Genomic DNA, 23,377 nt, shown 5'->3' on the forward strand with positions numbered 1-23,377 from the left:
ATCAGGGCAGGCCGACGAGCAGCACGCACACCGTGATGCCCACGAGCGTCAGCAGGGCCATGGCGAGGAAACAGCCGGCCAGCGCACGGAGCCGCGGACGCACGCTCGACACCGCGAGGCGGATGACCACCATCGCGACCAGGCCCAGGACCAGGACGATCGCGGTGATCAGGCCGACGGTCCCCGCCGCGCCGCCGCTGCGGACGATTCCGATCAGGGGCACGAGGCTGACCGCCGTGAAGATCGCGGCGACGATGAGCCACACAGCCCCGGACGACGTCCGCAGCGCCGGCTGATTCGCCATCCTGGTCGGGTCCTGCTCGCGGCCGTTCTCGCTCATGTCGATTCCTCCTGTCCAGCTCCAGCCTGCCGGGGGCGGTCACGGCCGTCACGGGGCTTCCGCTCTCACGGAGCAGCGTCTATCGTGCCTCCGCGGCGGCCCGCGCCGGGCATCCCGTAGAATCGACTGTCGGCCGACCCCGGCCCCCACGGACTCAGGAACGGAACTCCTCGCACATGGCATCCACCGCAGACATCAAGAACGGCGTCGTCCTCAGCATCGACGGGCAGCTCTGGAGCGTCATCGAGTTCCAGCACGTCAAGCCCGGCAAGGGCGGCGCGTTCGTCCGCACGAAGCTGAAGAACGTCGTCTCGGGCAAGACCGTGGACCGCACGTACAACGCCGGTGCGAAGATCGACATCGAGAACGTCGACCGTCGCGACTACACCTACCTCTACACCGACGGTGACGGGTTCGTGTTCATGGACCAGACCGACTTCGACCAGATCACGCTGCCGGCCGCCACGGTCGGCGACGCGAAGAACTTCCTGCTCGAGAACCAGCAGGTCACCATCGCCCTCAACAACGGCAACCCCCTCTACATCGACCTTCCGGCGTCGGTCATCCTCGAGGTGACCTACACCGAGCCCGGCCTGCAGGGCGACCGCTCGTCGGCCGGCACCAAGCCCGCGACGCTCGAGACCGGCTACGAGATCCAGGTCCCGCTGTTCCTGGAGACCGGCACCAAGGTCAAGGTCGACACCCGCACGGGCGAGTACCTCGGCCGCGAGAAGTAAGGCGTGAGCGCCCGCACGAAGGCGCGCAAGCGCGCGCTCGACATCCTGTTCTCCGCCGACGTCCGCGGCGACGACGTCGCGGTGGCCCTCGCCGCCGAGGCGAAGCGTGCGGCGAACGAGCCCGCGCGCGAGGCGTCGTGGCTGTACGCCCGCGAGATCGTCGACGGCATCATCGACCAGCGCGACGAGATCGACGAGCAGATCACGACGCACAGCCGTGACTGGAAGCTCGAGCGGATGCCCGCCGTCGACCGCGCCCTGCTGCGCATCGGCGCGTGGGAGATCCTCTACAACGACGAGGTGCCGACCGCGGTCGCGATCGACGAGGCGGTGGAGCTCGCGAAGGAGTTCTCCACCGATGAGTCGGGCGCGTTCGTGCACGGCGTGCTCGCCCGCGTCGCCCGCTCGGCCTGAACGCCGCAGCGGCGGTGTCGGCGGTGGCGGGCAGGATCGTCCCATGATCCGCCCGCCCGCCTCCGCCTCGGGTGCCCCGGGAGACGGGGCGCGGGACTGGCGCGCGCTGTTCGAGGGCGGCGCCGCTCCGGCGGCGACGACCCCGCTGGCCCTCGGGTTCGAGCTGCGCATCCGCGACGCCCGAGGAGCGAATCCGTGGGCGTCCCGGCCGCAGCGCACCGCGATTCCGCGTGATGTCGCGAAGGCGACCGGAGAGATCCTCCTCGGCATCCGTCCGCTGGAGCGGAGCGCGGCGACGGGATCCTGGGTGCTCGGCTCCGCCACCTGGGACGCGGTACGCCGCGCGCCGGACCAGTACGGTCGGGAACGATCGCGGTGGTTCGCCGATCTCCTCAGCATCGCGCGCGACACGCTGCTCTCCGGCACGGCCGGGGACTGGCTCGTCGCCGACCTGATCGAGTCGCGGCTCCTTTGGGGGCACCTGCGATCGGCGGGCGGCCTCGGCATCCCGCTCGTGGCGGCGCAGCGGTCGACGACGCTCGTCCTCGCGGATACCGCGGAGCTGACGGCGGCGGTGTCCCGCGGCGACGACGGCGGCCTCGTGGTCCGGCCGGTCGTGACGGTGGACGGGCGCGAGACGCCGCCTGGCAGCATCAGGCCCCTCGGGCGCTCCGGCGTGTACGAGGTCGCGCAGAGCGGGTCGCGCCTCCAGGTGACGCTCGCTGAGCTTCCGCTCGCAGGGCCGGCGCAGTCGCTGCTCCGGGCCCAGACGCTCGTCGTCCCCGCGGAGGAGGAGACGGCCTTCCTCCAGGATGCCTATCCGCTCCTCGCGCGTTGCCTCTCCGTCCGCGCGGTCGGCCGCGTCTCGCTGCCGGACCTCCCGCCGCCCCGTGCCGTGCTGCGGGTGGCGTTCCGTCGCGGAGACACCGTGGAGTACGCCGTCGAGTGGGACTATCGCGGCTTCGGGCGGGTGCCGTTCACGCCGGGTCCGGAGGCCGTGCGCGATCCGCAGGCCGAGGCCGGGGTGACGGAGCGGATCCGGAACGTCTGGCAGGAGCACGGCGTCGCGTTCGCCCCCGCGGGGGCGTTCCACGACGTGGAGGCCGCGGAGTTCATGACCCGCGTCGTCCCCGCCGTGGAGGCGGAGGGCGTCGAGGTGGAGGTGTCCGGCCGCCGCAAGACGTATCGCGAGCTCGCCGGGGAGCCGGAGATCACGGTCTCGACCGTGGAGAGCACCGACCCGGACTGGTTCGACCTCGGTGTGATCGTCCGCATCGACGGTCGGAACATCCCGTTCGAGCCGCTCTTCACCGCCCTGAGCGCGGGGAGACGGAAGCTCCTGCTCGTCGACGGCAGCTACTTCTCCCTGAACCACCCGGCGCTCGACCGTCTGCGTGACCTGCTCGACGAGGCCGGAGACCTCGACGAGTGGGAGACGGGCCCACGGATCAGTCGTCATCAGACGGATCTGTGGGAGGAGTTCGAGGACCTGGCGGACGAAGCCCTTCCCGCGGTGAGCTGGCGCGCCACCGCCGAGGGGCTGCGCAGCGCGGCCGCGGTGCCGGCCGTGCCGATCCCGCCGGGGCTCACCGCGCACCTTCGGCCGTATCAGAAGGAAGGCCTCGACTGGCTCGCGTTCCTCTGGACGCACCGCCTCGGCGGCATCCTCGCCGATGACATGGGGCTCGGGAAGACCGTCCAGCTCCTCGCGCTCATCCTGCATGCCAGGGCGGCGGGGGAGGAGCGCCCCTTCCTCGTCGTGGTCCCGACGTCCGTGCTGGCCACGTGGCGCACCGAAGCCGCGCGATTCGCTCCCAACCTCCGCGTGGTCACCCGGGACTCCACGGCCGGGCCGTCGGCGAGTGTCGCGGCTCGCGAGGCCGACGTCGTGCTGACGACCTACGCCGTCGCCCGGCTCGACGAAGAGGGGTTCGCGGGCGTCTCCTGGGCCGGACTGATCCTCGACGAGGCCCAGTTCGTGAAGAATCCGGCGACGAAGCTGCACCGGGCCGTCGCCCGCTTCCCGGCCGACGTCACCATCGCGGTCACGGGCACGCCGCTGGAGAACAGCCTCGAGGAGCTCTGGGCGCTGCTCAAGCTCACTGCGCCCGGGCTCTTCGCCTCGGCGCGGAAGTTCCGGGAGCACTACATCCAGCCGATCGAGCAGGGGAAGGTCCCGGAGAATGCGGAGGGCGGACCGTATCGGCAGCGCCGCCTCGCGCAGCTCCGACGGCGGATCCGTCCGCTCGTGCTCCGCCGCACCAAAGAGCTCGTCGCCCCCGATCTTCCGCCGAAGCAGGAGCAGGTGCTGGAGGTCGAGCTGAGCACGGGGCATCGCGAGCTCTACGAGACGGTGCTGCAGCGGGAGCGGCAGAAGGTGCTCGGTCTGCTGGAGGACCTCGACCGCAACCGCTTCATCGTGTTCCGCTCCCTGACGCTGCTGCGGATGCTGAGCCTCGCCCCGGCACTGATCGACCCGGCCGACGCGCGCCTCGGCTCCCGCAAGCTCGACGAGCTCCTGGAGCGGATCGTCGAGCTGCAGGCGGAGGGGCACCGCGCGCTCGTGTTCAGCCAGTTCACGTCCTTCCTCGACATGGCGGCCGCGCGTCTGGAGGCCGCCGGTATCCCGTACGCGCACCTCGACGGCTCGACGCGGCATCGCGAGCGGGTGGTCACGGACTTCGCGGAGGGGGAGCAGCCCATCTTCCTCATCAGCCTGAAGGCCGGCGGATTCGGACTCACCCTGACCGAGGCCGACTACGTCTTCCTCCTCGACCCGTGGTGGAACCCCGCCGCCGAGGCGCAGGCCGTCGACCGCACGCACCGCATCGGCCAGCGCAGCCAGGTGTTCGTCTACCGCATGATCGCGACCGGCACGATCGAGGAGAAGGTCCTCGCGCTGCAACGCCGCAAGGCGCGGCTGTTCACGGCCGTTCTCGACGACGACGCGCTCTTCGCCCAGGCGCTCACCGCCGACGACATCCGCGGTCTCTTCGACGACTAGACCGTTTTCCCCGGCCCGTCCCGCCTGGTGCTCAGGGAGCCGTCGGTACAATCGAACGGTTCATCTTCGAGAGGAATGCAATGCGGATCACGGGACTCGGCCACGCCGGCATGTTCATCGAGACGGTGGGTGGCAACATCATCTGCGACCCGGTGCTCGGCCCGTCCTTCTTCGGGTCCTGGTTCCCGTTCCCGGACAACCGTGGCCTCGACTGGGAGCGCTACGGCCGCGAAGCCGACTTCCTCTACATCTCGCACCGGCACCGGGACCACTTCGATCCGGCGCTGCTGGAGCGGTACATCCGCAAGGACATCGAGGTGCTCCTGCCCGAGTATCCGATCGACGACCTGGAGCAGGACATCCGGGCGCTCGGCTACACGAACATCACCTACGCGCCCGCCGGCGAGATCATCGAGCGCGGGGCGCTCAAGATGATGATCACCCCGCTGCGCGCGCCGAGCGACGGCCCGATCGGCGACTCGTCGCTCAGCGTGGACGACGGCACCGGATCGATGCTGAACCAGAACGACTCGCACCCGCTCGACCTCGACAAGCTCCTGCACTTCGGGAAGCCCGACGCCTACTTCACGCAGGTCTCCGGAGCGATCTGGTGGCCCATGGTCTACGATCTCCCGCTGGATGCGAAGCAGAACTTCGCCCGCCTCAAGCGCGAGGCGCAGAACAAGCGCGCGATGTACTACATCGAGAAGGTCGACGCTCCGCACGTCTTCCCGATGGCGGGTCCGCCCATGTTCCTCCGCGACGACCTCTTCGACTTCAACGGGATGGGCCGCAACGGCGAGTCCATCTTCACGGACCAGAAGCAGTTCATCGCGCACATGAAGGAGCTGGCCCCGAAGTACGACGGGCAGCTCTTCGTCCCCGGCACGCTCGTCACGATCGACGGCGGTGCGGTGACCACCGAGCAGACGCTCTACACCGAGGCCGAGCTCGCCCACATCTTCGACGAGAAGTGGGAGTACCTGGAGGAGCAGCGCGCGAGCCGCCAGAAGGAGATCCGCGACGAGGAGGCGTCTCGCGCCGAGATCATCCCGCCCGACGAGATGCTGGCGGCGATTAAGGAGTGGTGGGAGCCGCTGCTGAAGAAGTCGCGCACCATCCGCCTCGGTGTCGGCGGGCACGTCCGCTTCCGCATCGGGGAGCTGGACATGGTGGTCGACTTCCCGCGCGCCAAGGTCCGCGAGTACGCGGGCGAGGAGTGCGTGTACTGGTACACGATCCCGGCCGACCTCGTCTCGACGAACATCCGCGACCACGAGATCGACTGGTCGAACTCGATCTTCCTGTCAATGCAGTTCTCAGTCGGCCGCAGCGGCAAGTTCAACGAGTTCCTCACCACCTTCCTCAAGTGCCTCTCCGTCGACCGGATCGAGTACGTCGAGAACTGGTACCAGGAGCAGACCGACCAGACCGAGGACGCGGAGATCGGCGACTGGGTCGTCCAGCGCCGCTGCCCGCACCTGCGCGCCGACCTCACCAAGACGGGGAAGGTCGACGAGGACGGCATCCTCACGTGCAGCATGCACGACTGGAAGTGGGACCTGAACACCGGGCGTTGCCTCTCCACGAGCGGCCACCCGATCCGCTCCTCGAAGATCGACGACGTGACGGATCCGGTGCTCCGCGAGGCGAGCTGAGTGCGCCTGTACCACTCCGCCGTTCCGGTGGTACTCTGAGCCGGTGCCGACCGCTCTGACCCGTATCCAGGTGACGCAGACCGCCGCGCTGCGCGAAGCGCTGGAGCTTGCCGAAAGCGAGTGGCCAGGCGTTCCGAAGTCGGAGCAGGTGGCGCGGCTCGCCCTGCTGGGGGCGGAGAGGCTCGCGGAGCGAGGATCCCACCGGCGCGCGACCCGGCGCGCGGCGCTCGAGGCGACGCGGGGGTCGATCGCCTATCCACCGGGGTATCTCGACGCTCTCCGGAAGGACTGGCCGGAGTGATCGTCGTGGACGCCGGTGTGCTCATCGCGCACCTTTCCACGGACGATGTCCACCAGGAGGCGGCGTTCGAGATCCTCGATACCGAAGAAGACCTTCTGATCCACCCGATCACCCTCGCGGAGGCGCTCGTGCATCCGGCGCGGATGGGCACAGAGCTCGCTGATCTCGCCAAGATCGACTCTCTCGGGCTGCTGCGCCGGGAGGAGACGGTCGACGAACCGGTCCATATCGCGCGGCTCCGTGCCGCGACGTCCCTGAAGCTCCCGGACTGCGCGGTGCTGGTCACGGCGGAGGCGTTCGGAGCGACTCTCGCCACCTTCGACCGTCGTCTCGCGACGGTCGCCAGAGAGCGCGGTGTCGAGGTCGTCGGCGTCTGATCCCTCCGATAGACTGCAATCACAAGCAACCTTTAACACCGTCCTGTGAGGCGGAGAAGGGAGCGGCTGATGAGTGTGCGCACTGTGTTGCACCAAGCCGACATCTCACGAGCGCTGACCCGGATCGCGCACGAGATCCTCGAGTCCAATCGCGGGGCCGACGACCTCGTCCTGCTGGGCATTCCGACCCGCGGCGTCACGCTGGGCCACCGGCTCGCCGCGCTGATCAGCGAGATCGCGCAGGTTTCCGTCCCGGTCGGCTCCCTCGATGTGACGCTCTTCCGTGACGACCTCGCCAAGCACCCGACGCGATCGCCGCAGCCGACGGAGATCCCCGCGGGCGGCATCGACGGGAAGACGGTCGTCCTCGTCGACGACGTCCTGTTCTCCGGCCGGAGCATCCGCGCCGCGCTCGACGCCCTGCAGTCGATCGGCCGTCCCGCCATCGTGCGGCTCGCGATCCTCATCGACCGCGGACACCGGGAGCTTCCCATCCGCCCGGATTTCGTGGGCAAGAATATCCCCTCCGCGCGCACGGAGCGCGTCAACGTGCGTCTGTTCGAGAACGACGGCACCGAGGAGGTGACGATCGGCGAATGAGGCATCTCCTCGACACCCGCACGCTCGACAGAGCCACCGCCCTGCGCATCCTCGATGTCGCGGAGGACATGGCCGACACCCAGTCCCGCGAGGTCAAGAAGCTTCCCACGCTCCGCGGGAAGACCGTCGTGAACCTCTTCTTCGAGGACTCCACGCGCACCCGCATCTCGTTCGAGGCCGCGGCAAAGCGCCTGTCCGCCGACGTTATCAACTTCGCCGCCAAGGGATCGAGCGTCTCCAAGGGTGAGAGCCTCAAGGACACCGCGCAGACGCTCGAAGCCATCGGTGCCGACGCGGTCGTCGTGCGGCACCCCGGCTCCGGCGCCCCGCAGACCCTGGCCACGAGCGGATGGATCTCCGCCGGCGTCGTGAACGCGGGCGACGGCACCCACGAGCACCCCACCCAGGCGCTCCTCGACGCCTTCACCATCCGCAAGCGTCGCTTCGGTGCGGACAGCCGCGGACGCGATCTCTCCGGTCTCCGGGTGACGATCGTCGGCGACGTGCTTCACTCCCGGGTGGCGCGCTCCAACGTCTGGCTGCTCACCACGCTCGGCGCCGAGGTCACGCTCGTGTCGCCGCCGACCCTGGTTCCGCAGAACGTGTCCCTGTGGCCGGTCCGCGTGGTCTACGACCTGGACGACGCCCTCGCGGAGGGGCCGGACGCCGTGATGATGCTGCGCATCCAGCTCGAGCGGATGAACGCGGCGTATTTCCCGACTGAGCGGGAGTATTCACGCCGGTGGGGCCTGGACGCACGGCGCGTGGCCGCTCTGCCGGACGGTAGCATTGTCTTGCACCCCGGGCCCATGAACCGGGGACTGGAGATCTCCTCCGAAGCGGCCGATTCCCCCCGTTCGACGGTGCTGGAACAGGTGTCGAACGGGGTCTCCGTGCGCATGGCGGTGCTGTACCTGCTGTTGGCAGGAGAACGAGACGACGAACGAGGGGGAGACCTGTGAGCGAGACCCTCGTCATCACCGGTGCACAGCTGCTCGGCGCGGACGGCGCCGACATCATCATCGAGAACGGCGTCATCGCCGAGGTCGGGACGGGCCTCACCCGCACCGGCGCGCGCGTGATCGACGCCGCGGGCCTGGTCGCGCTGCCGGGTCTCGTCGACCTGCACACCCACCTGCGCGAACCGGGGTTCGAGGCCTCCGAGACGATCCTCACCGGCACCAGGGCGGCCGCCGCGGGCGGGTTCACCGCCGTGTTCGCGATGCCGAACACGTCCCCGGTCGCCGACACGGCGGGCGTGGTCGAGCAGGAGCTCGCCCTCGGCGAGGCGGCCGGTTACGCGACGGTGCAGCCGATCGGCGCCGTCACCGTGGGGCAGAAGGGCGAGCGCCTCGCCGAGCTCGGCGCCATGGCCACCTCCCGTGCCCAGGTGCGGGTCTTCAGCGACGACGGCTTCTGCGTGTGGGACCCGCTGATCATGCGCCGGGCGCTGGAGTACGTGAAGTCCTTCGACGGCGTCATCGCCCAGCATGCGCAGGACCCGCGGCTCACCGAGGGCGCCCAGATGAACGAGGGCACGGTGTCGGCCGAGCTCGGGTTGGCCGGGTGGCCGGCGGTCGCCGAGGAGTCCATCCTCGCCCGCGACGTGCTCCTCGCCGAGCACGTCGGCTCGCGGCTGCACGTGTGCCACCTCTCGACGGCCGGCTCGGTCGACATCATCCGCTGGGCCAAGAAGCGCGGCGTCAACGTCACGGCGGAGGTCACGCCGCACCACCTGCTCCTCAGCGACGAACTCGTCCGTGGCTACGACGCGCGGTTCAAGGTCAACCCGCCGCTGCGCCGCGAGGAGGACGTCCTCGCGGTCCGGGAGGGCCTCGCCGACGGCACGATCGACATCGTCGCCACCGACCACGCACCGCACCCCAGCGAGCACAAGGCGTGCGAGTGGCAGGCCGCCGCGAACGGCATGGTCGGCCTGGAGAGCGCCCTGCGGGTCGTGCACCAGTCGATGGTGCAGTCCGGGCTGCTCACGTGGGCCGATGTCGCCCGCGTCATGAGCGCGACGCCCGCCCGGATCGGACGGCTCTCCGGCCACGGCACGCCGCTCGAAGCCGGGCAGCCCGCGCACATCACGCTGTACGACCCGGCGATCGACGGCGTGTTCACCACCGCCGACCTGCACGGACGCAGCGAGAACTCCCCGTACCTCGGCCGTGCCCTTCCGGGACGCGTGGAGTACACCGTGCACGGCGGCGTCCTCACGGTCGACGGCGGCACCGTCGTCGAGGAGCTCGGCGCATGAGCGCACGGGACCTCGCGGTCGCGATCATCATCGCCGTCGCGCTGCTGATCCTGCTGTCGATGCTGTTCGCCTGGCGACGACGAGTGCGGCGCGATGCCGCGTACACGGCCCCGCTCGGGGTGCCGGAGCACGCGGAGGTGACGCGCCGCGACGAGGTGCTCTACGTGTCCACCACTCGGCACGAGCAGCCCCTCGAACGGCTCGCGATCACCCCGCTGGCGTTCCGCGCACGCGGCGAGCTGGCCGTGACCGACCGCGGCATCGCGCTGGCCCTGGACGGTGCCCCCACCGTCTTCCTGGCCGCCGACCGCCTCGTCTCCGTCGACCGCGCGACCGTCACCATCGATCGCGTCGTGGAGTCCGGCGGACTCGTGCGCATCTCGTGGCACGTCGACGACGCGACCGTCGTCGACAGCTATCTGCGCCTCACCGGCGGCGACCTCCCGACCCTCATCTCCGACCTGCAGCGGCTCATCCCCGCCGCCCCTGACACAGGAGCTTCGTCATGACCCTCTCGACTTCCTCTCCGCAGGCCTCCGCGGCCCGCCTCCCCGATCCCGCCGTCCTCGTCCTGGAAGACGGCACCCGTCACCGCGGTCGTGCGTACGGCGCGCGCGGCCGCACCCTCGGCGAGGTCGTGTTCGCCACCGGCATGTCGGGATACCAGGAGACCATCACCGACCCGTCCTACGCCGGACAGATCGTCCTGCAGACGGCCCCGCACATCGGCAACACCGGCATGAACGACGAGGACACCGAGTCCCGGCGCATCTGGGTCGCCGGCTACATCGTGCGCGACCCCTCGCGCGTCGTCTCGAACTGGCGCGCGAACGCCTCCCTCGATGACGTCCTCGTCGAGGACGGCATCGTCGGCATCAGCGGCATCGACACCCGCGCGGTGACCCGCCACATCCGCTCCGCCGGCTCCATGCGCGGCGGCATCTTCTCGGGCGCCGACGCGGAGCTCGACCCGGAGGAGCAGCTGCGCATCGTCCGCGAGGCCCCGGAGATGACCGGTCTCAACCTCTCCGCGCAGGTGTCCGTCCAGAGCGCGACCGTGACCTCGGCGGTGGGGGAGCGCATCGGCAACCTCGCGGTTCTCGACCTCGGCGTGAAGCAGGCCACGATCGACAACCTCGCGGCGCGCGGCTTCGACGTGCATGTCCTCCCGCAGGACGTGGGCATCGACGAGATCCGGGCGATCGAGCCGGTCGCCGTCTTCTACTCGAACGGCCCGGGTGACCCCGCGGCCTCGGGGGACCACGTCGAACTGCTCCGCGCGGTCCTCGACGACGGCCTGCCGTTCTTCGGGATCTGCTTCGGCAACCAGCTCCTCGGCCGCGCGCTGGGCCTCGGCACGTACAAGCTGCCGTTCGGTCACCGCGGCATCAACCAGCCCGTGCTGGACAAGCAGACCGGCAAGGTGGAGATCACCGCTCACAACCACGGCTTCGCCGTCGAGGCGCCCCTCGAGGGCTCCTTCGACAGCCCGCACGGCTACGGCAAGGTCGAGGTCAGCCACGTCGGCCTCAACGACAACGTCGTGGAGGGCCTGCGCGCCCTCGACATCCCCGCCTTCTCGGTGCAGTACCACCCCGAGGCCGCGGCCGGACCGCACGACGCCAACTACCTCTTCGACCGCTTCCGCGACATGGTCATCGCGAACAAGAAGGACGCAAAGTAATGCCCAAGCGCGACGACATCAACTCCGTCCTCGTCATCGGCTCCGGCCCGATCGTCATCGGCCAGGCCTGTGAGTTCGACTACTCCGGCACCCAGGCGTGCCGCGTCCTCCGCGAGGAGGGCGTCCGGGTCATCCTCGTCAACTCGAACCCGGCGACGATCATGACCGACCCCGACTTCGCCGACGCGACGTACATCGAGCCGATCACCCCCGCGGTGATCGAGACGATCATCGCCAAGGAGAAGCCGGACGCGATCCTGCCGACGCTCGGCGGCCAGACGGCGCTCAACGCCGCGATGTCTCTGCACGAGCAGGGGATCCTCGAGAAGTACGGCGTCGAGCTCATCGGCGCGAAGGTGGACGCGATCAAGAAGGGCGAGGACCGGCAGATCTTCAAGGAGCTCGTGATCGAGTCGGGCGCGGACGTCGCCCGCAGCGTGATCGCGCACTCGATGGACGACCTCCTCGCGGGCGCGGCCGAACTCGGTTATCCGCTGGTCGTGCGCCCCTCCTTCACGATGGGCGGTCTGGGCTCCGGCTTCGCCTACGACGAGGAGGACCTGCGCCGTATCGGCGGCGCCGGCCTGCGCGACTCTCCGACGACCGAGGTGCTCCTGGAGGAGTCGATCCTCGGCTGGAAGGAGTACGAGCTCGAGCTCATGCGTGACACCGCCGACAACACGGTCGTGGTCTGCTCGATCGAGAACGTCGACCCGGTCGGCGTGCACACGGGCGACTCGATCACGGTGGCGCCCGCGCTCACGCTGACGGACCGCGAGTACCAGAAGATGCGCGACATCGGCATCGACATCATCCGTGCGGTGGGCGTGGACACCGGCGGCTGCAACATCCAGTTCGCGGTCAACCCCGAGAACGGGCGCATCATCGTCATCGAGATGAACCCGCGCGTGTCCCGGTCGAGCGCCCTGGCGTCGAAGGCCACCGGCTTCCCGATCGCCAAGCTCGCGGCCAAGCTCGCTCTCGGCTACCGCCTCGACGAGATCCCGAACGACATCACCGGCGTGACCCCGGCGAGCTTCGAGCCGACGCTCGACTACGTCGTCGTCAAGGTCCCGCGCTTCGCGTTCGAGAAGTTCCCGGCCGCCGACGCCACCCTCACCACGACCATGAAGTCGGTCGGCGAGGCGATGGCCATCGGCCGCAACTACGCCACCGCGCTGCAGAAGGCGCTGCGTTCGCTCGAGAAGCGGGGCTCCAGCTTCCACTGGGGCGAGGAGCCGCGCAGCGTCGAGGAGCTGCTGGAGATCGCGAAGACGCCGACGGACGGGCGGATCGTCACCCTGCAGCAGGCGCTGCGCAAGGGCGCGACCGTCGAGCAGGCGTTCGAGGCCACGGCCATCGACCCCTGGTTCCTCGACCAGATCGTCCTCATCAACGAGGTCGCCGAGGTCGTCCGCACCGCCGGCGAGCTGGACGACGCGACCCTGCGCTACGCCAAGGAGCACGGCTTCTCCGACGCGCAGATCGCGCAGCTCCGCGGCGAGAGCGAGGTCGAGATCCGCGGCGTGCGCCACGGTCTCGGCATCCGCCCCGTGTACAAGACGGTCGACACGTGCGCGGGCGAGTTCCCCGCGCTGACGCCGTATCACTACTCGAGCTACGACGCCGAGACGGAGGTCGAGCCGTCCGAGCGCACCAAGGTCGTCATCATCGGTTCCGGCCCGAACCGCATCGGTCAGGGCGTCGAGTTCGACTACTCCTGCGTGCACGCCTCGTTCGCGCTGTCCGACGCGGGCTTCGAGACCGTCATGATCAACTGCAACCCGGAGACTGTGTCGACCGACTACGACACGTCCGACCGCCTGTACTTCGAGCCGCTGACGCTCGAGGACGTGCTGGAGGTCCTGGACGCGGAGGCGGCCAGCGGCACCATCCTCGGCGTCGTCTGCCAGCTCGGCGGCCAGACCCCGCTCGGGCTCGCGAAGGGCATCGAGGCGGCCGGCTACACGGTCCTGGGGACGAGCCCGGAGGCCATCGACCTGGCCGAGGAGCGCGAGCTGTTCTCGCGACTGCTCGACGAGGCAGGACTCCTCGCGCCCCGCAACGGCACGGCGATCGACGTGGAGGGCGCGGTGCGCATCGCCGAGGAGATCGGCTACCCGGTGCTCGTGCGCCCGAGCTTCGTGCTCGGCGGCCGCGGCATGGAGATCGTCTACGGCACCGACGCGCTGCGCGACTACTTCGTGCGGACCGCGGGCGAGGTCGTGATCGAGGAGGGCAAGCCGCTCCTGGTCGACCGCTTCCTCGACGACGCGATCGAGCTCGACGTGGACGCGCTGTACGACGGCACCGACCTCTTCATCGGCGGCGTCATGGAGCACCTGGAGGAAGCCGGCATCCACTCCGGTGACTCGAGCTGCACGCTGCCCCCGGTCTCGCTCGGCCGCAGCGACGTCGACCGCGTCCGCGAGGCCACCCTCGCCATCGCGCAGGGCGTCGGCGTGCGCGGTCTGCTGAACGTGCAGTTCGCGATCAGCGCCGGCGTCCTCTACGTCATCGAGGCCAACCCCCGGGCCAGCCGCACGGTACCGTTCGTCTCGAAGGCGCTGGGCATCCCGATGGCGAAGGCCGCCAGCCGCATCATGGCCGGCTCCACCATCGCCGAGCTCCGCGCCGAGGGGATGCTGCCCGAGCAGGACGGCTCGCGCGTCCCGCTGGACGCCCCGGTCTCGGTCAAGGAGGCCGTGCTGCCCTTCAAGCGGTTCCGCACCGCCGACGGCAAGACCGTCGACTCGGTCCTCGGTCCGGAGATGCGCTCGACGGGTGAGGTCATGGGCATCGACCGCGACTTCCCGACCGCGTTCGCGAAGTCCCAGGCCGCGGCCTACGGCGGCATGCCGACGTCGGGAACCGTGTTCATCTCGGTGGCCGACTCCGACAAGCGTGCGGTGATCCTCCCGGCACACCGTCTGCAGCAGCTCGGCTTCACGATCGTGGCCACCGAGGGCACGGCGGAGATCCTGTCGCGCAACGGCATCGCCGTCACCGTGGTCGAGAAGTACAGCGAGACCCAGGAGAGCGGCGCGCGGAACATCGTCGACCTCATCAACGACGGGGAGATCGACATCGTCGTGAACACCCCGTCCGGTGGGGCGGCCCGTGCGGACGGCTACGAGATCCGCGCCGCCGCCGTCGCCGCGGACAAGGCGCTCTTCACGACTATCGCCGTGCTCGGCGCGGCCGTGAGCGGGATGGACGCCGCGCACGAGGGCTTCCAGGTCAAGAGCCTGCAGGAGTACGCGCAGGACCGGATGGCCGCGGTATGACGGCACGCTTCGGCGAGCGGGCGCGCGCGGCCCTCGAGGCGCACGGCCCGCTCTGTGTCGGCATCGACCCCCACGCCGCTCTGCTGGCGGCGTGGGGGCTGACCGCCGATGCCGTCGGAGTCCGGGAGTTCGGGCTCCGTACCGTCGAGGCGGCCGCCGGTCGCGTCGGTGTCGTGAAGCCGCAGGTGTCCTTCTTCGAGCGGTACGGCGCCGCCGGGTTCGCCGCGCTGGAGGACGTGCTCGCCGCCGCGCGGGCGGCCGGACTGCTCGTGATCGCCGACGCCAAGCGCGGGGACATCGGATCGACGATGGCCGATTACGCACAGGCCTGGCTGCCCGCCGGTGCGCCGCTGGAGGCGGACGCCTTGACGGTGAACCCGTACCTCGGCGTCGGTGCGCTGGAGGGCGCGTTCGCCCTGGCCGAGGAGCACGGCAAGGGGCTCTTCGTCCTCGCGGCGACCAGCAACCCCGAGGCGACCGTGCTGCAGCGCGCGACGACCGCGGACGGCGGGACCGTGTCCGCGGCCGTGGTCGCCGAGGTGTCAGTCCGGAACGCCGCAGCGACGCCCGCGGGGGAGTGGGGGAGCTTCGGCTTCGTCATCGGCGCCACCGTGGACGCGGCGGAGGCCGGCCTCGCGCCGTTCGCGCCCGTCGCCCCGATCCTCGCCCCCGGCTTCGGCGCACAGGGCGCCACCCCCGCGGATCTCGCCCGCCGCTTCGGCCCCCAGGCCGCCTCGGTGATCGCGAGCGAGAGCCGCAGCCTCCTCTCCGCGGGCCCGGCGGCCCTCGCCGAGACGATCGCCGACCGTGCCGCCCAGTATCGAGAGGTCAGCCGTGGCTGAGGAACGCCGCACCGTCCCCGAAGTCGACAGGGCCGCCGCCGCCCGCCGCGCCGTCGAGCGGCGACGTGCCAGAGCCTCGCTCAAGCGCGACCTCACGATGCGCGTCATCACCCCGCAGGCCGTGCTGCGCCGGGCGACGGAGGATCCCGATTCCGTCGAGGGTTCCATGCGCATCACCGACTTCCTGCTCGCCCTCCCCGCGATCGGCGCCGGCAAGCGTGACCGGGTGCTGGAACAGCTCCACATCTCCCCGGTCAAGCGGCTCGGCGGGCTCGGAGCCCGTCAGCGTCGGGTGCTGGAGGAGTGGCTGGACACGCGGTTCCCGGTGCCGGCCCCACGCGACGCGCGCAGCCGCCTCCTCGTCCTCGCCGGTCCGACGGCGGTCGGCAAGGGCACCGTCGCCGCGCACATCCGGGAGAACAACCCTGAGATCCACCTCTCCGTCTCGGCCACCACCCGCCCCCCGCGCCCGGGGGAGATCGACGGCGTGCACTACTACTTCGTGGACGACGCCGAGTTCGATCGTCTGATCGCCGATGGCGAGCTGCTCGAATACGCCGTCGTGCACAACCGCTCGCGGTACGGCACCCCCCGCGCCCCGATCGACGCCGCCCTGGCCGAGGGGAAGACCGTCCTGCTGGAGATCGATCTGCAGGGCGCGCGCCAGGTGCGCGAGGCCGAGCCCTCGGCCACGCTCATCTTCCTCCTGCCGCCGAGCTGGGACGAACTCGTGCATCGACTGGTCGGACGAGGCACCGAGGACGCCGAGGAACGGGCCCGTCGCCTGCGCACGGCGAAGGTCGAGCTGGCGGCGCAGAACGAGTTCGACCACCTCGTCGTGAATGAGGACGTCGCCACCGCCGCTCGTGAGGTCGTAGACTTGTCTACAAGCTCTGCGCGCTGACCTGATTCCAGGGTCGAGCACCACGCCGGTCCCTGAGCTCGTCGAAGGGTCGCGCGCCCGCAGCACCGTCTTCGCGGCGAATCCCGTCGCCTGATCAGGAGGTCCACCCATGGCCGGACGCAACAACGGCATCATCGATCCCCCCATCGACAACCTGCTGGAGCGCGTCGACTCCAAGTACGAGCTCGTGATCTACGCCGCCAAGCGCGCCCGTCAGATCAACGACTACTACTCCGACCTGCACGAGGGAAACCTCTTCGACAACGTGGGCCCGCTCGTCGACTCCTCGGTCGAGGACAAGCCGCTCACCATCGCCCTCCACGAGATCAACGAGGACAAGCTCCGCCTGCGTCACGCGGAGTGACTCGACGACCGCGCCGCCGCGACGTCGGTGGCGCGGTCCAGAATGGGTGCCACACCCTCCCACCGTCCGTCCCCGTTCTGGAGCATCGATGAGCGCGCTGCGTCTGTTCACGTCCGAGTCCGTCACCGAAGGGCACCCGGACAAGATCTGCGACCAGATCTCGGACAGCATCCTCGACGGACTGCTCGCGAAGGACCCGGGCTCCCGGGTCGCGGTCGAGACGCTCGTCACCACCGGGCTCGTGCACGTGGCCGGCGAGATCCGCACGGACGCCTACGTCGACATCCCGACGATCGTCCGGCAGGTCGTGAACGGCATCGGCTACACGTCCTCCGACACCGGCTTCGACGGCGACTCGTGCGGCGTCAGCGTCTCGGTGGGGGAGCAGTCCACGGACATCGCGCATGGGGTCGACAACGCCCAGGAGCACCGCGACGGCTCGTCGGTCGATCCGCTCGACGGCCTCGGCGCCGGGGACCAGGGCATCATGTTCGGTTTCGCCACCAACGAGACGCCGCAGCTCATGCCGATGGCCGCGTGGACGGCGCACCGCATCGCCGAGCGACTGACGGAGGTGCGCCGCAGCGGGCTGCTGCCCTTCCTGCGCCCGGACGGGAAGACGCAGGTCACCCTCGGCTACGACGGCTTCACCCCGAAGACCGTCGACGCCGTCGTGCTGTCCACGCAGCACAACCCGGACATCGCCCAGGACGACCTGAAGGCGCAGATCCGCGAGCACGTCATCGATCCGGTCCTCGCCACGACCGGCCTCGACCTCGACGACGTGACCTACTACATCAACCCCGCCGGCCCGTTCGTCACGGGCGGTCCGAAGGGTGACGCCGGGCTCACCGGCCGCAAGATCATCATCGACACGTACGGCGGCGCCGCACGGCACGGTGGCGGGGCGTTCAGCGGGAAGGACCCGTCGAAGGTCGACCGCTCCGGCGCCTACGCGACGCGCTGGGTCGCCAAGAACGCCGTCGCCGCCGGGCTCGCCGATCGCCTCGAGGTGCAGGTCGCCTACGCGATCGGCGTCGCACGCCCGGTCGGCCTGTACGTGGAGACCTTCGGCACCGGACGGGTTTCCGACGAGGTCATCACGCGGGCCATCGACGAGGTGTTCGATCTGCGGCCACAGGCCATCATCGAGCAGCTCGACCTGCTGCGGCCCATCTACGCCCAGACAGCGGCCTACGGGCACTTCGGTCGGGAGCTGCCGGACTTCACCTGGGAGCGGACGGACCGGGCCGAGGAGCTGCGGCGCGCTGCCGGGCTCTGACGGGGGCGCGGTGCTGATCTCTCCGGAGAGCCGGCGCATCGCCCGGGTGCTCCTCGAATCACCGCTGCCGCAACTCGACCGCCTGTTCGACTACGCCCTCCCTCCCGAACTCGGCACGGTCGAGCCCGGGGTCCGCGTGCGTGTTCCCCTCCGGACCGCCGGCCGGGTGGTCGACGGGTTCGTCGTCGAGCTGGACGTGGAGGACGACGCGGATCGGCCGCTCTCCGAGGTCGAGAGCGTCGTGTCCGCTGTGCCCGTCTTGCCGGATCGGCTGTACCGGCTGGCGCGGCGGGTCGCGGATCGCGCCGCGGGGTCGGCGTCCGACGTGCTGCGGCTGGTGATCCCGAAGCGGCAGGTACGCGTCGAGAAGGCCTGGACCGCGGACGCTCCGACGCCCGTCCTCGAACCCGAGGCGCGCGACGCGGCTGCGTCCGTGGTTGGACTGTACAACGGGTTGCAGGCGGTGCTCGACGAGAGCGGTCGCGCGGCCGTCGAGGCCATCCCGCAGCTGAGCGACGACACGCCGGGCTGGGCACGGATGCTCGCCGCCGCCGCTGCGACGACGCTCGCGGCCGGGAAGTCGAGCATCCTCGTCGTGCCCGACCATCGCGACCTCGATCGGCTCCTGGCGGCCCTCGACGGGTTCGTCCCCCCGGAGGCCATCGCACGGCACGACTCGCGGCAGACCAACCCGGATCGCTACCGCTCCTTCCTGCGCACGCTCGAGGACGCGCCCTGCATCGTCGTCGGGAACAGGTCCGCCGTGTACGCCCCTGTCGTCGCCGGTCTCGTGGCGGTGTGGGACGACGGCGACAGCCTGCTGGGCGAGCCGCTCGCGCCCTACGTCCACGCTCGGGATGCGGCGCTGCTGCGGCAGGAGGCGGAGGGCTCGGCCCTGCTCTTCGCCGGTCACACGCGCACGACCGAGGTCGAGCGGCTCGTCGCACACGGCTGGCTGCAGGACATCCGCGCGGCGCGACGCGTGCTGCCGCGGGTGGTGCTCAGCACGCCCCAGGAGATGGAGCAGCCGACGCCGCAGCGCATGCCGTCGTCCGCCTTCCTCGCCGCCCGGAACGCGGCCGCGGAGGGACCCGTGCTCATCCAGGTCTCGCGGCCCGGTTTCGCACCGTCCCTCGTCTGCGCCGACTGCCGCGCGCCCGCCCGGTGCCCGCACTGCGGCGGTCCTCTCGGCGCACGTCATCGTGGCGCGGTCCCCGTGTGCGGGTGGTGCGGCCGCGGTGCCAGGGCATGGACGTGCCCTGCGTGCTCCTCGACCCGTCTCCGGCTCGCCTCCTCCGGGAGCGAGCGGACCGCCGACGAGCTGGGCCGCGCCTTCCCGGGTGTCCGGGTGATCGTCGCGGACAGCGGCCATCCGGTCGAACGCGTCGATGCGCGACCGGCGCTGGTGGTCGCCACCCGCGGCGCGGAGCCTCTCGCGGAGGGCGGCTACCGGGCGGTCGTCCTGCTCGACGGCCCGCGCATGCTGCAGGCGCCGGACCTGCGCATCGGCGAAGCCTGTCTGCGGTGGTGGTCGAACGCCGCCGCCCTGGCCGCGCCCGGCGCTCCCGTCCACCTCGTCGGCGTCGACGGCGCCGTCGCCAGAGCCCTCGCCACGTGGAACCACGCCGCGTACGCGCGGACCGAGCTGGAGCAGCGGGCACCGCTGCACATGCCGCCGACCGCACGCGTCGCGCTCGTGGAGGGCTCATCCGCCGCCGTGGCGCGTGCTCTGGAGGCCCTGTCCGAGCTCTCGCTGCCCCCCGACGCGGTGCTCGGTCCCGTGCCCGTCGAGTCCGACGACGTGCCGCCGCGGGTCCGGGCGCTCGTGCGCTTCGACTACGGCGCCGGAAGCCGCGTCGCGACCACCCTCCGTGCTTCCGTCGTGGCGGAGGCGGTGAGCGGCCGCCGCGGCCGGACCAAGGCCGCCCGCAGCACGCTCTCGGTCCGCCTCGATATCCTCGATCCAGAACTCTGACCCTCCCGGAGAACCTTCATGCGCCTCGTCTTCGCCGGCACTCCCGCCGCCGCGGTCCCCACTCTGCGACGCCTCGCCGCTGAGCACGACATCGCCGCCGTCGTGACACGGCCCGACGCGCCGCTCGGACGGAAGCGCGTGCTCACGCCCTCGCCGGTCGCGCAGGCGGCGGCCGAACTGGGGCTGCCCATCATCCCGGCCGCGCGACTCGACGAGGCCGCCACGGCGGAGATCGCGGCGCTGCAGCCCGAACTCGGCGTGATCGTCGCCTACGGAGGGCTCGTGCGCGAACCGCTCCTCTCCACGCCCGACGCCGGATGGATCAATCTCCACTTCTCGATGCTGCCGGCCTGGCGGGGCGCCGCCCCCGTGCAGCGCGCCCTGATCGCGGGAGATCCCGTCCTCGGTGCGAGTGTGTTCCAGCTCGTGCCCGAGCTCGACGCCGGCGACGTGTTCGCCACACGCGCCGTCGACCTGCCGCCGACGGCGACCGCCGGCGAGGCGTTGGAGGCCTTGGCTCTGGACGGTGCCGGTCTCACCGCCGACGTGGTCGCCGCGATCGCCGACGGCAGCGCCCGCGCCGTTCCCCAGGAGGGCGAGCCGACCTTCGCCGGCAAGCTGACGCTCGAAGACGGCCTTCTCGACTTCCGCGAGCCGTTCGACGTCGTGTACGCCCGGTTCCGCGGCGTCACCCCGGAGCCGGGCGCGCACACGACGATCGACGGTCAGCGGCTGAAGATCCTCGAGGCGCGGCCCGCTGCGGCCGAGGCGGAGGACCTGCCGCCGGGCGTCATGGCGGGTACCCGATCCGAGGTGCTGTTCGGCACGGCCACGTCGCCGCTGGCCGTCACCCGGCTGCAGCCGGCAGGCAAGGGAGCCATGAACGCCGCCGACTGGTGGCGGGGTCTGCAGGGCGCTACTCCGGTGGCCGGCTCGTGAACGACCGGCGACGCCCCGGCAACGGCCCGCAGCGCGAGGACCGGACGCGGAACGGCCGCGGCCCCGACCGGATGGTCCAGCCGGCACGCCGCGTGGCGTACGACGTGATCAGGGCGGTGTCGGAATCGGACGCCTACGCGAACCTCCTCCTGCCGACCGCAATCGCCGAGGCGCGACTGGACGCCCAGGACGCGGCCCTGGCCACGGAACTGACCTACGGCACACTCCGTCGCCGCGGCACGTACGACGCGATCATCGCCGCGGCCGCGGATCGTCCCGCCGATGCGATCGATCCCGCCGTGCTGGACGCCCTCCGGCTCGCGGTGCACCAGCTCCTCGCCACGCGGGTCGCCTCGCACGCGGCCGTCAACGAGTCCGTGAACCTCGTCGCGCTCGGCGCGGGCCGCGGCGCATCCAGCTTCGCCAATGCGGTGCTGCGGCGGATCGCTCGTGAGGCGCCGGAGGAGTGGCTCGCGCGCATCGAGGCGGCGGCCCGGTCGGACGACGAACGGCTGGCGCTGCGGGCTGCGCATCCCGTGTGGATCATCCGGGCGCTGCGTCGCGCCCTCGCTGCCGAGGGGCGTGTCGAGGAGCTGGACGCCCTGTTGGAGGCCGACAACGTCTCGCCCGAGGTCACGCTGGTCGCCCTTCCCGGGCTCGCGGAACCGCAGGAGCCGCGCCGGCCGTATGCCGCCACGGCGTTCGCGTCTCCCGGAGGCGATCCGCGTCTCGCGCTGACCGCCTCCGAGGGTGCCGTCCGGGTCCAGGACGAAGGATCGCAACTCGTCGCGCTCGCGCTGACCGCGGCGACCCCGGTCCGTCAGGGGGAGCGGTGGCTCGACCTGTGCGCAGGCCCCGGCGGGAAGACCGCTCTGCTCGCCGCCGTCGCCCGGGAGAACGACGCGGTGCTGGAGGCCAACGAGGTCGTGCCCACCAGGGCCCGACTCGTGCGCAATGCCCTGCGAGCCGTCCCGGGAGACGTCACCGTCCACCAGCGCGACGGCCGGGAGCTGGCCGCCGAGCGACCCGGCGCGTTCGACCGGATCCTGGTCGACGCCCCCTGCACCGGCCTCGGCGCCCTCCGTCGGCGCCCGGAGGCTCGGTGGCGCAAGTCCCCGGCCGACGTCGCCGAGCTCGTGCCGCTGCAGGTCGGCCTGCTCACTGCGGCCGTGGACGCTCTGGCGCCCGGGGGCATTGTCGCATACGTCACCTGCTCGCCCCACCTCGCGGAGACGACGGCGGTGGTCGAGGAGGTGCGGCGCCTGCGTCCTGAGCTCGTCGAACTCGACGCCCGCGCCGCGCTGCGGGGCGTGGCCCAGTCGCCGATCGACCTCGCCGACGACGGCCGCTCGCAGACCGGCAGCGCACAGCTCTGGCCGCATCGCCACGGCACCGACGCGATGTTCCTCGCACTCCTGCAGCGCCCCGGCGATGCGACAGAAGCCCCGAAGGAAGGTTGAGACCATGGATCTGCCCCGCGCTCCGCGCATCAACCCCAGCATCCTCGCCGCCGACTTCGTCAACATGCAGGCGGAGCTGGCTCGCATCGCGACGGCCGACTTCGCGCACGTCGACGTCATGGACAACCACTTCGTCCCGAACCTCACGTTCGGTCCGCAGATGGTCCAGCGCATCCAGGAGACCAGCCCGGTCCCGCTGGACGTGCATCTCATGATCACGGATCCGGATCGCTGGGCCCCCGGCTACGCCGAGCTCGGTGCCGCGAGCGTGACCTTCCACCTGGAGGCGGCGGGGGAGCCGGTGGCGCTCGCGCGTCGGCTGCGCGACATCGGCGCCCGTGCGGGGGTGGCGGTCAAGCCCGCGACGCCCGTCGAGGGACTCTTCGACCTGCTGGACGAGTTCGACCAGATCCTCGTGATGACCGTGGAGCCCGGCTTCGGCGGACAGGGCTTCATGCCCGAGACCATGCCGAAGCTGCAGGCGCTCTCCGCGGAGGCGCGACGCCGCGGCTCGTCCGTCTGGCTCCAGGTCGACGGCGGCATCTCCGACGCGACGATCGCCCAGGCGGCCGAAGCGGGAGCGGACACCTTCGTCGCCGGATCCGCGGTCTACGGTGCGGACGACGTGGAGGCGGCCGTCACCCGGCTCAGGGACCTCGCGCGAGCCGGTAGCCTGGAGGGGTGAAGACTTTCGACGAGCTGTTCGCTGAGCTCAGCGTCAAGGCCGAGACCCGCCCCGAGGGATCGGGCACCGTGGCGGAGCTCGACGGCGGCGTGCATGCGATCGGCAAGAAGATCGTCGAAGAGGCCGCCGAGGTCTGGATGGCAGCGGAGTACGAGTCGGACGCCGCCGCCGCCGAGGAGATCTCCCAGCTGCTCTACCACCTGCAGGTCATGATGCTCGCGAAGGGCCTCACGCTGCAGGACGTCTACCGACATCTGTGAT

General features: G+C 70.9%; 22 protein-coding genes. 21 read left to right on the forward strand and 1 reads right to left on the reverse strand.

Features of this window, described 5'->3' with window-relative positions:
- Position 1: 1 nt before the first annotated feature.
- Positions 2 to 340, reverse strand: a complete 339-nt coding sequence (locus tag CYL12_RS03805; RefSeq protein ID WP_101845672.1) for a hypothetical protein — start codon at positions 338 to 340, stop codon at positions 2 to 4.
- Between the two features lie 176 nt (positions 341 to 516).
- On the opposite strand from CYL12_RS03805, the gene efp reads away from it, so the two are divergent.
- From efp to CYL12_RS03910, 21 genes are all read left to right on the forward strand, one after another.
- Entirely contained in the window at positions 517 to 1,077 is a 561-nt protein-coding gene (gene efp / locus CYL12_RS03810) for an elongation factor P (protein ID WP_025103502.1), read from the forward strand.
- A gap of 3 nt (positions 1,078 to 1,080) precedes the next feature.
- Positions 1,081 to 1,491 (forward strand): transcription antitermination factor NusB, encoded by a 411-nt coding sequence (gene nusB / locus CYL12_RS03815; RefSeq protein ID WP_101845674.1) that lies wholly within the window; start codon positions 1,081 to 1,083, stop codon positions 1,489 to 1,491.
- A 43-nt stretch (positions 1,492 to 1,534) separates the two neighbouring features.
- The gene (locus CYL12_RS03820; RefSeq protein WP_101845676.1) at positions 1,535 to 4,495 is read left to right on the forward strand and encodes a DEAD/DEAH box helicase; all 2,961 of its coding nucleotides are present in this window, start codon (positions 1,535 to 1,537) and stop codon (positions 4,493 to 4,495) included.
- Between the two features lie 80 nt (positions 4,496 to 4,575).
- Positions 4,576 to 6,153 (forward strand): Rieske 2Fe-2S domain-containing protein, encoded by a 1,578-nt coding sequence (locus tag CYL12_RS03825; RefSeq protein ID WP_101845679.1) that lies wholly within the window; start codon positions 4,576 to 4,578, stop codon positions 6,151 to 6,153.
- A 43-nt stretch (positions 6,154 to 6,196) separates the two neighbouring features.
- On the forward strand, positions 6,197 to 6,454 hold the full coding sequence (locus CYL12_RS03830; RefSeq protein WP_101845681.1) for a hypothetical protein: 258 nt from the start codon (positions 6,197 to 6,199) through the stop codon (positions 6,452 to 6,454).
- The gene (locus CYL12_RS03835; RefSeq protein WP_101845683.1) at positions 6,451 to 6,831 is read left to right on the forward strand and encodes a type II toxin-antitoxin system VapC family toxin; all 381 of its coding nucleotides are present in this window, start codon (positions 6,451 to 6,453) and stop codon (positions 6,829 to 6,831) included. The genes CYL12_RS03830 and CYL12_RS03835 overlap by 4 nt, the downstream gene beginning before the upstream one ends.
- A gap of 69 nt (positions 6,832 to 6,900) precedes the next feature.
- Positions 6,901 to 7,431 (forward strand): bifunctional pyr operon transcriptional regulator/uracil phosphoribosyltransferase PyrR, encoded by a 531-nt coding sequence (pyrR, locus tag CYL12_RS03840; RefSeq protein WP_101845685.1) that lies wholly within the window; start codon positions 6,901 to 6,903, stop codon positions 7,429 to 7,431.
- A complete protein-coding gene (locus CYL12_RS03845; protein ID WP_101845687.1) occupies positions 7,428 to 8,393 on the forward strand; it encodes an aspartate carbamoyltransferase catalytic subunit in 966 nt (321 codons plus the stop codon). The genes pyrR and CYL12_RS03845 overlap by 4 nt, the downstream gene beginning before the upstream one ends.
- Positions 8,390 to 9,694, forward strand: a complete 1,305-nt coding sequence (locus CYL12_RS03850; protein ID WP_101845689.1) for a dihydroorotase — start codon at positions 8,390 to 8,392, stop codon at positions 9,692 to 9,694. Before CYL12_RS03845 ends, CYL12_RS03850 begins: the two co-directional genes overlap by 4 nt.
- Entirely contained in the window at positions 9,691 to 10,203 is a 513-nt protein-coding gene (locus CYL12_RS03855) for a PH-like domain-containing protein (RefSeq protein ID WP_101845692.1), read from the forward strand. Before CYL12_RS03850 ends, CYL12_RS03855 begins: the two co-directional genes overlap by 4 nt.
- On the forward strand, positions 10,200 to 11,378 hold the full coding sequence (carA, locus tag CYL12_RS03860) for a glutamine-hydrolyzing carbamoyl-phosphate synthase small subunit (RefSeq protein WP_101845694.1): 1,179 nt from the start codon (positions 10,200 to 10,202) through the stop codon (positions 11,376 to 11,378). Before CYL12_RS03855 ends, carA begins: the two co-directional genes overlap by 4 nt.
- Positions 11,378 to 14,665 (forward strand): carbamoyl-phosphate synthase large subunit, encoded by a 3,288-nt coding sequence (gene carB, locus CYL12_RS03865; protein ID WP_101845696.1) that lies wholly within the window; start codon positions 11,378 to 11,380, stop codon positions 14,663 to 14,665. Before carA ends, carB begins: the two co-directional genes overlap by 1 nt.
- The gene (gene pyrF, locus CYL12_RS03870; RefSeq protein WP_101845698.1) at positions 14,662 to 15,507 is read left to right on the forward strand and encodes an orotidine-5'-phosphate decarboxylase; all 846 of its coding nucleotides are present in this window, start codon (positions 14,662 to 14,664) and stop codon (positions 15,505 to 15,507) included. Before carB ends, pyrF begins: the two co-directional genes overlap by 4 nt.
- On the forward strand, positions 15,500 to 16,411 hold the full coding sequence (gmk, locus tag CYL12_RS03875; protein WP_101845700.1) for a guanylate kinase: 912 nt from the start codon (positions 15,500 to 15,502) through the stop codon (positions 16,409 to 16,411). The genes pyrF and gmk overlap by 8 nt, the downstream gene beginning before the upstream one ends.
- A 109-nt stretch (positions 16,412 to 16,520) precedes the next feature.
- Positions 16,521 to 16,775, forward strand: a complete 255-nt coding sequence (rpoZ, locus tag CYL12_RS03880) for a DNA-directed RNA polymerase subunit omega (protein ID WP_025103490.1) — start codon at positions 16,521 to 16,523, stop codon at positions 16,773 to 16,775.
- An 88-nt stretch (positions 16,776 to 16,863) separates the two neighbouring features.
- Positions 16,864 to 18,057, forward strand: coding sequence for a methionine adenosyltransferase (metK, locus tag CYL12_RS03885; protein ID WP_071328627.1), 1,194 nt, complete (start codon positions 16,864 to 16,866; stop codon positions 18,055 to 18,057).
- A gap of 16 nt (positions 18,058 to 18,073) precedes the next feature.
- Entirely contained in the window at positions 18,074 to 20,032 is a 1,959-nt protein-coding gene (locus tag CYL12_RS03890) for a primosomal protein N' family DNA-binding protein (protein ID WP_101848658.1), read from the forward strand.
- An 18-nt stretch (positions 20,033 to 20,050) separates the two neighbouring features.
- Positions 20,051 to 20,971, forward strand: a complete 921-nt coding sequence (locus tag CYL12_RS03895) for a methionyl-tRNA formyltransferase (protein WP_101845702.1) — start codon at positions 20,051 to 20,053, stop codon at positions 20,969 to 20,971.
- A 71-nt stretch (positions 20,972 to 21,042) separates the two neighbouring features.
- Positions 21,043 to 22,431 carry an RsmB/NOP family class I SAM-dependent RNA methyltransferase gene (locus CYL12_RS03900; RefSeq protein ID WP_101848659.1) on the forward strand — a complete coding sequence of 463 codons (1,389 nt, stop codon included), beginning with the start codon at positions 21,043 to 21,045 and terminating at the stop codon, positions 22,429 to 22,431.
- A 4-nt stretch (positions 22,432 to 22,435) separates the two neighbouring features.
- A complete protein-coding gene (rpe, locus tag CYL12_RS03905; RefSeq protein WP_101845704.1) occupies positions 22,436 to 23,116 on the forward strand; it encodes a ribulose-phosphate 3-epimerase in 681 nt (226 codons plus the stop codon).
- Positions 23,113 to 23,376: a phosphoribosyl-ATP diphosphatase gene (locus tag CYL12_RS03910; protein ID WP_025103484.1), complete on the forward strand. Its 264-nt coding sequence runs from the start codon at positions 23,113 to 23,115 to the stop codon at positions 23,374 to 23,376. The genes rpe and CYL12_RS03910 overlap by 4 nt, the downstream gene beginning before the upstream one ends.
- The last annotated feature ends 1 nt before the right edge of the window (position 23,377 follow it).

The sequence above is a fragment of the Zhihengliuella sp. ISTPL4 genome, assembly GCF_002848265.1.
In the GTDB taxonomy this organism is placed as follows: Bacteria; Actinomycetota; Actinomycetes; order Actinomycetales; family Microbacteriaceae; genus Microbacterium.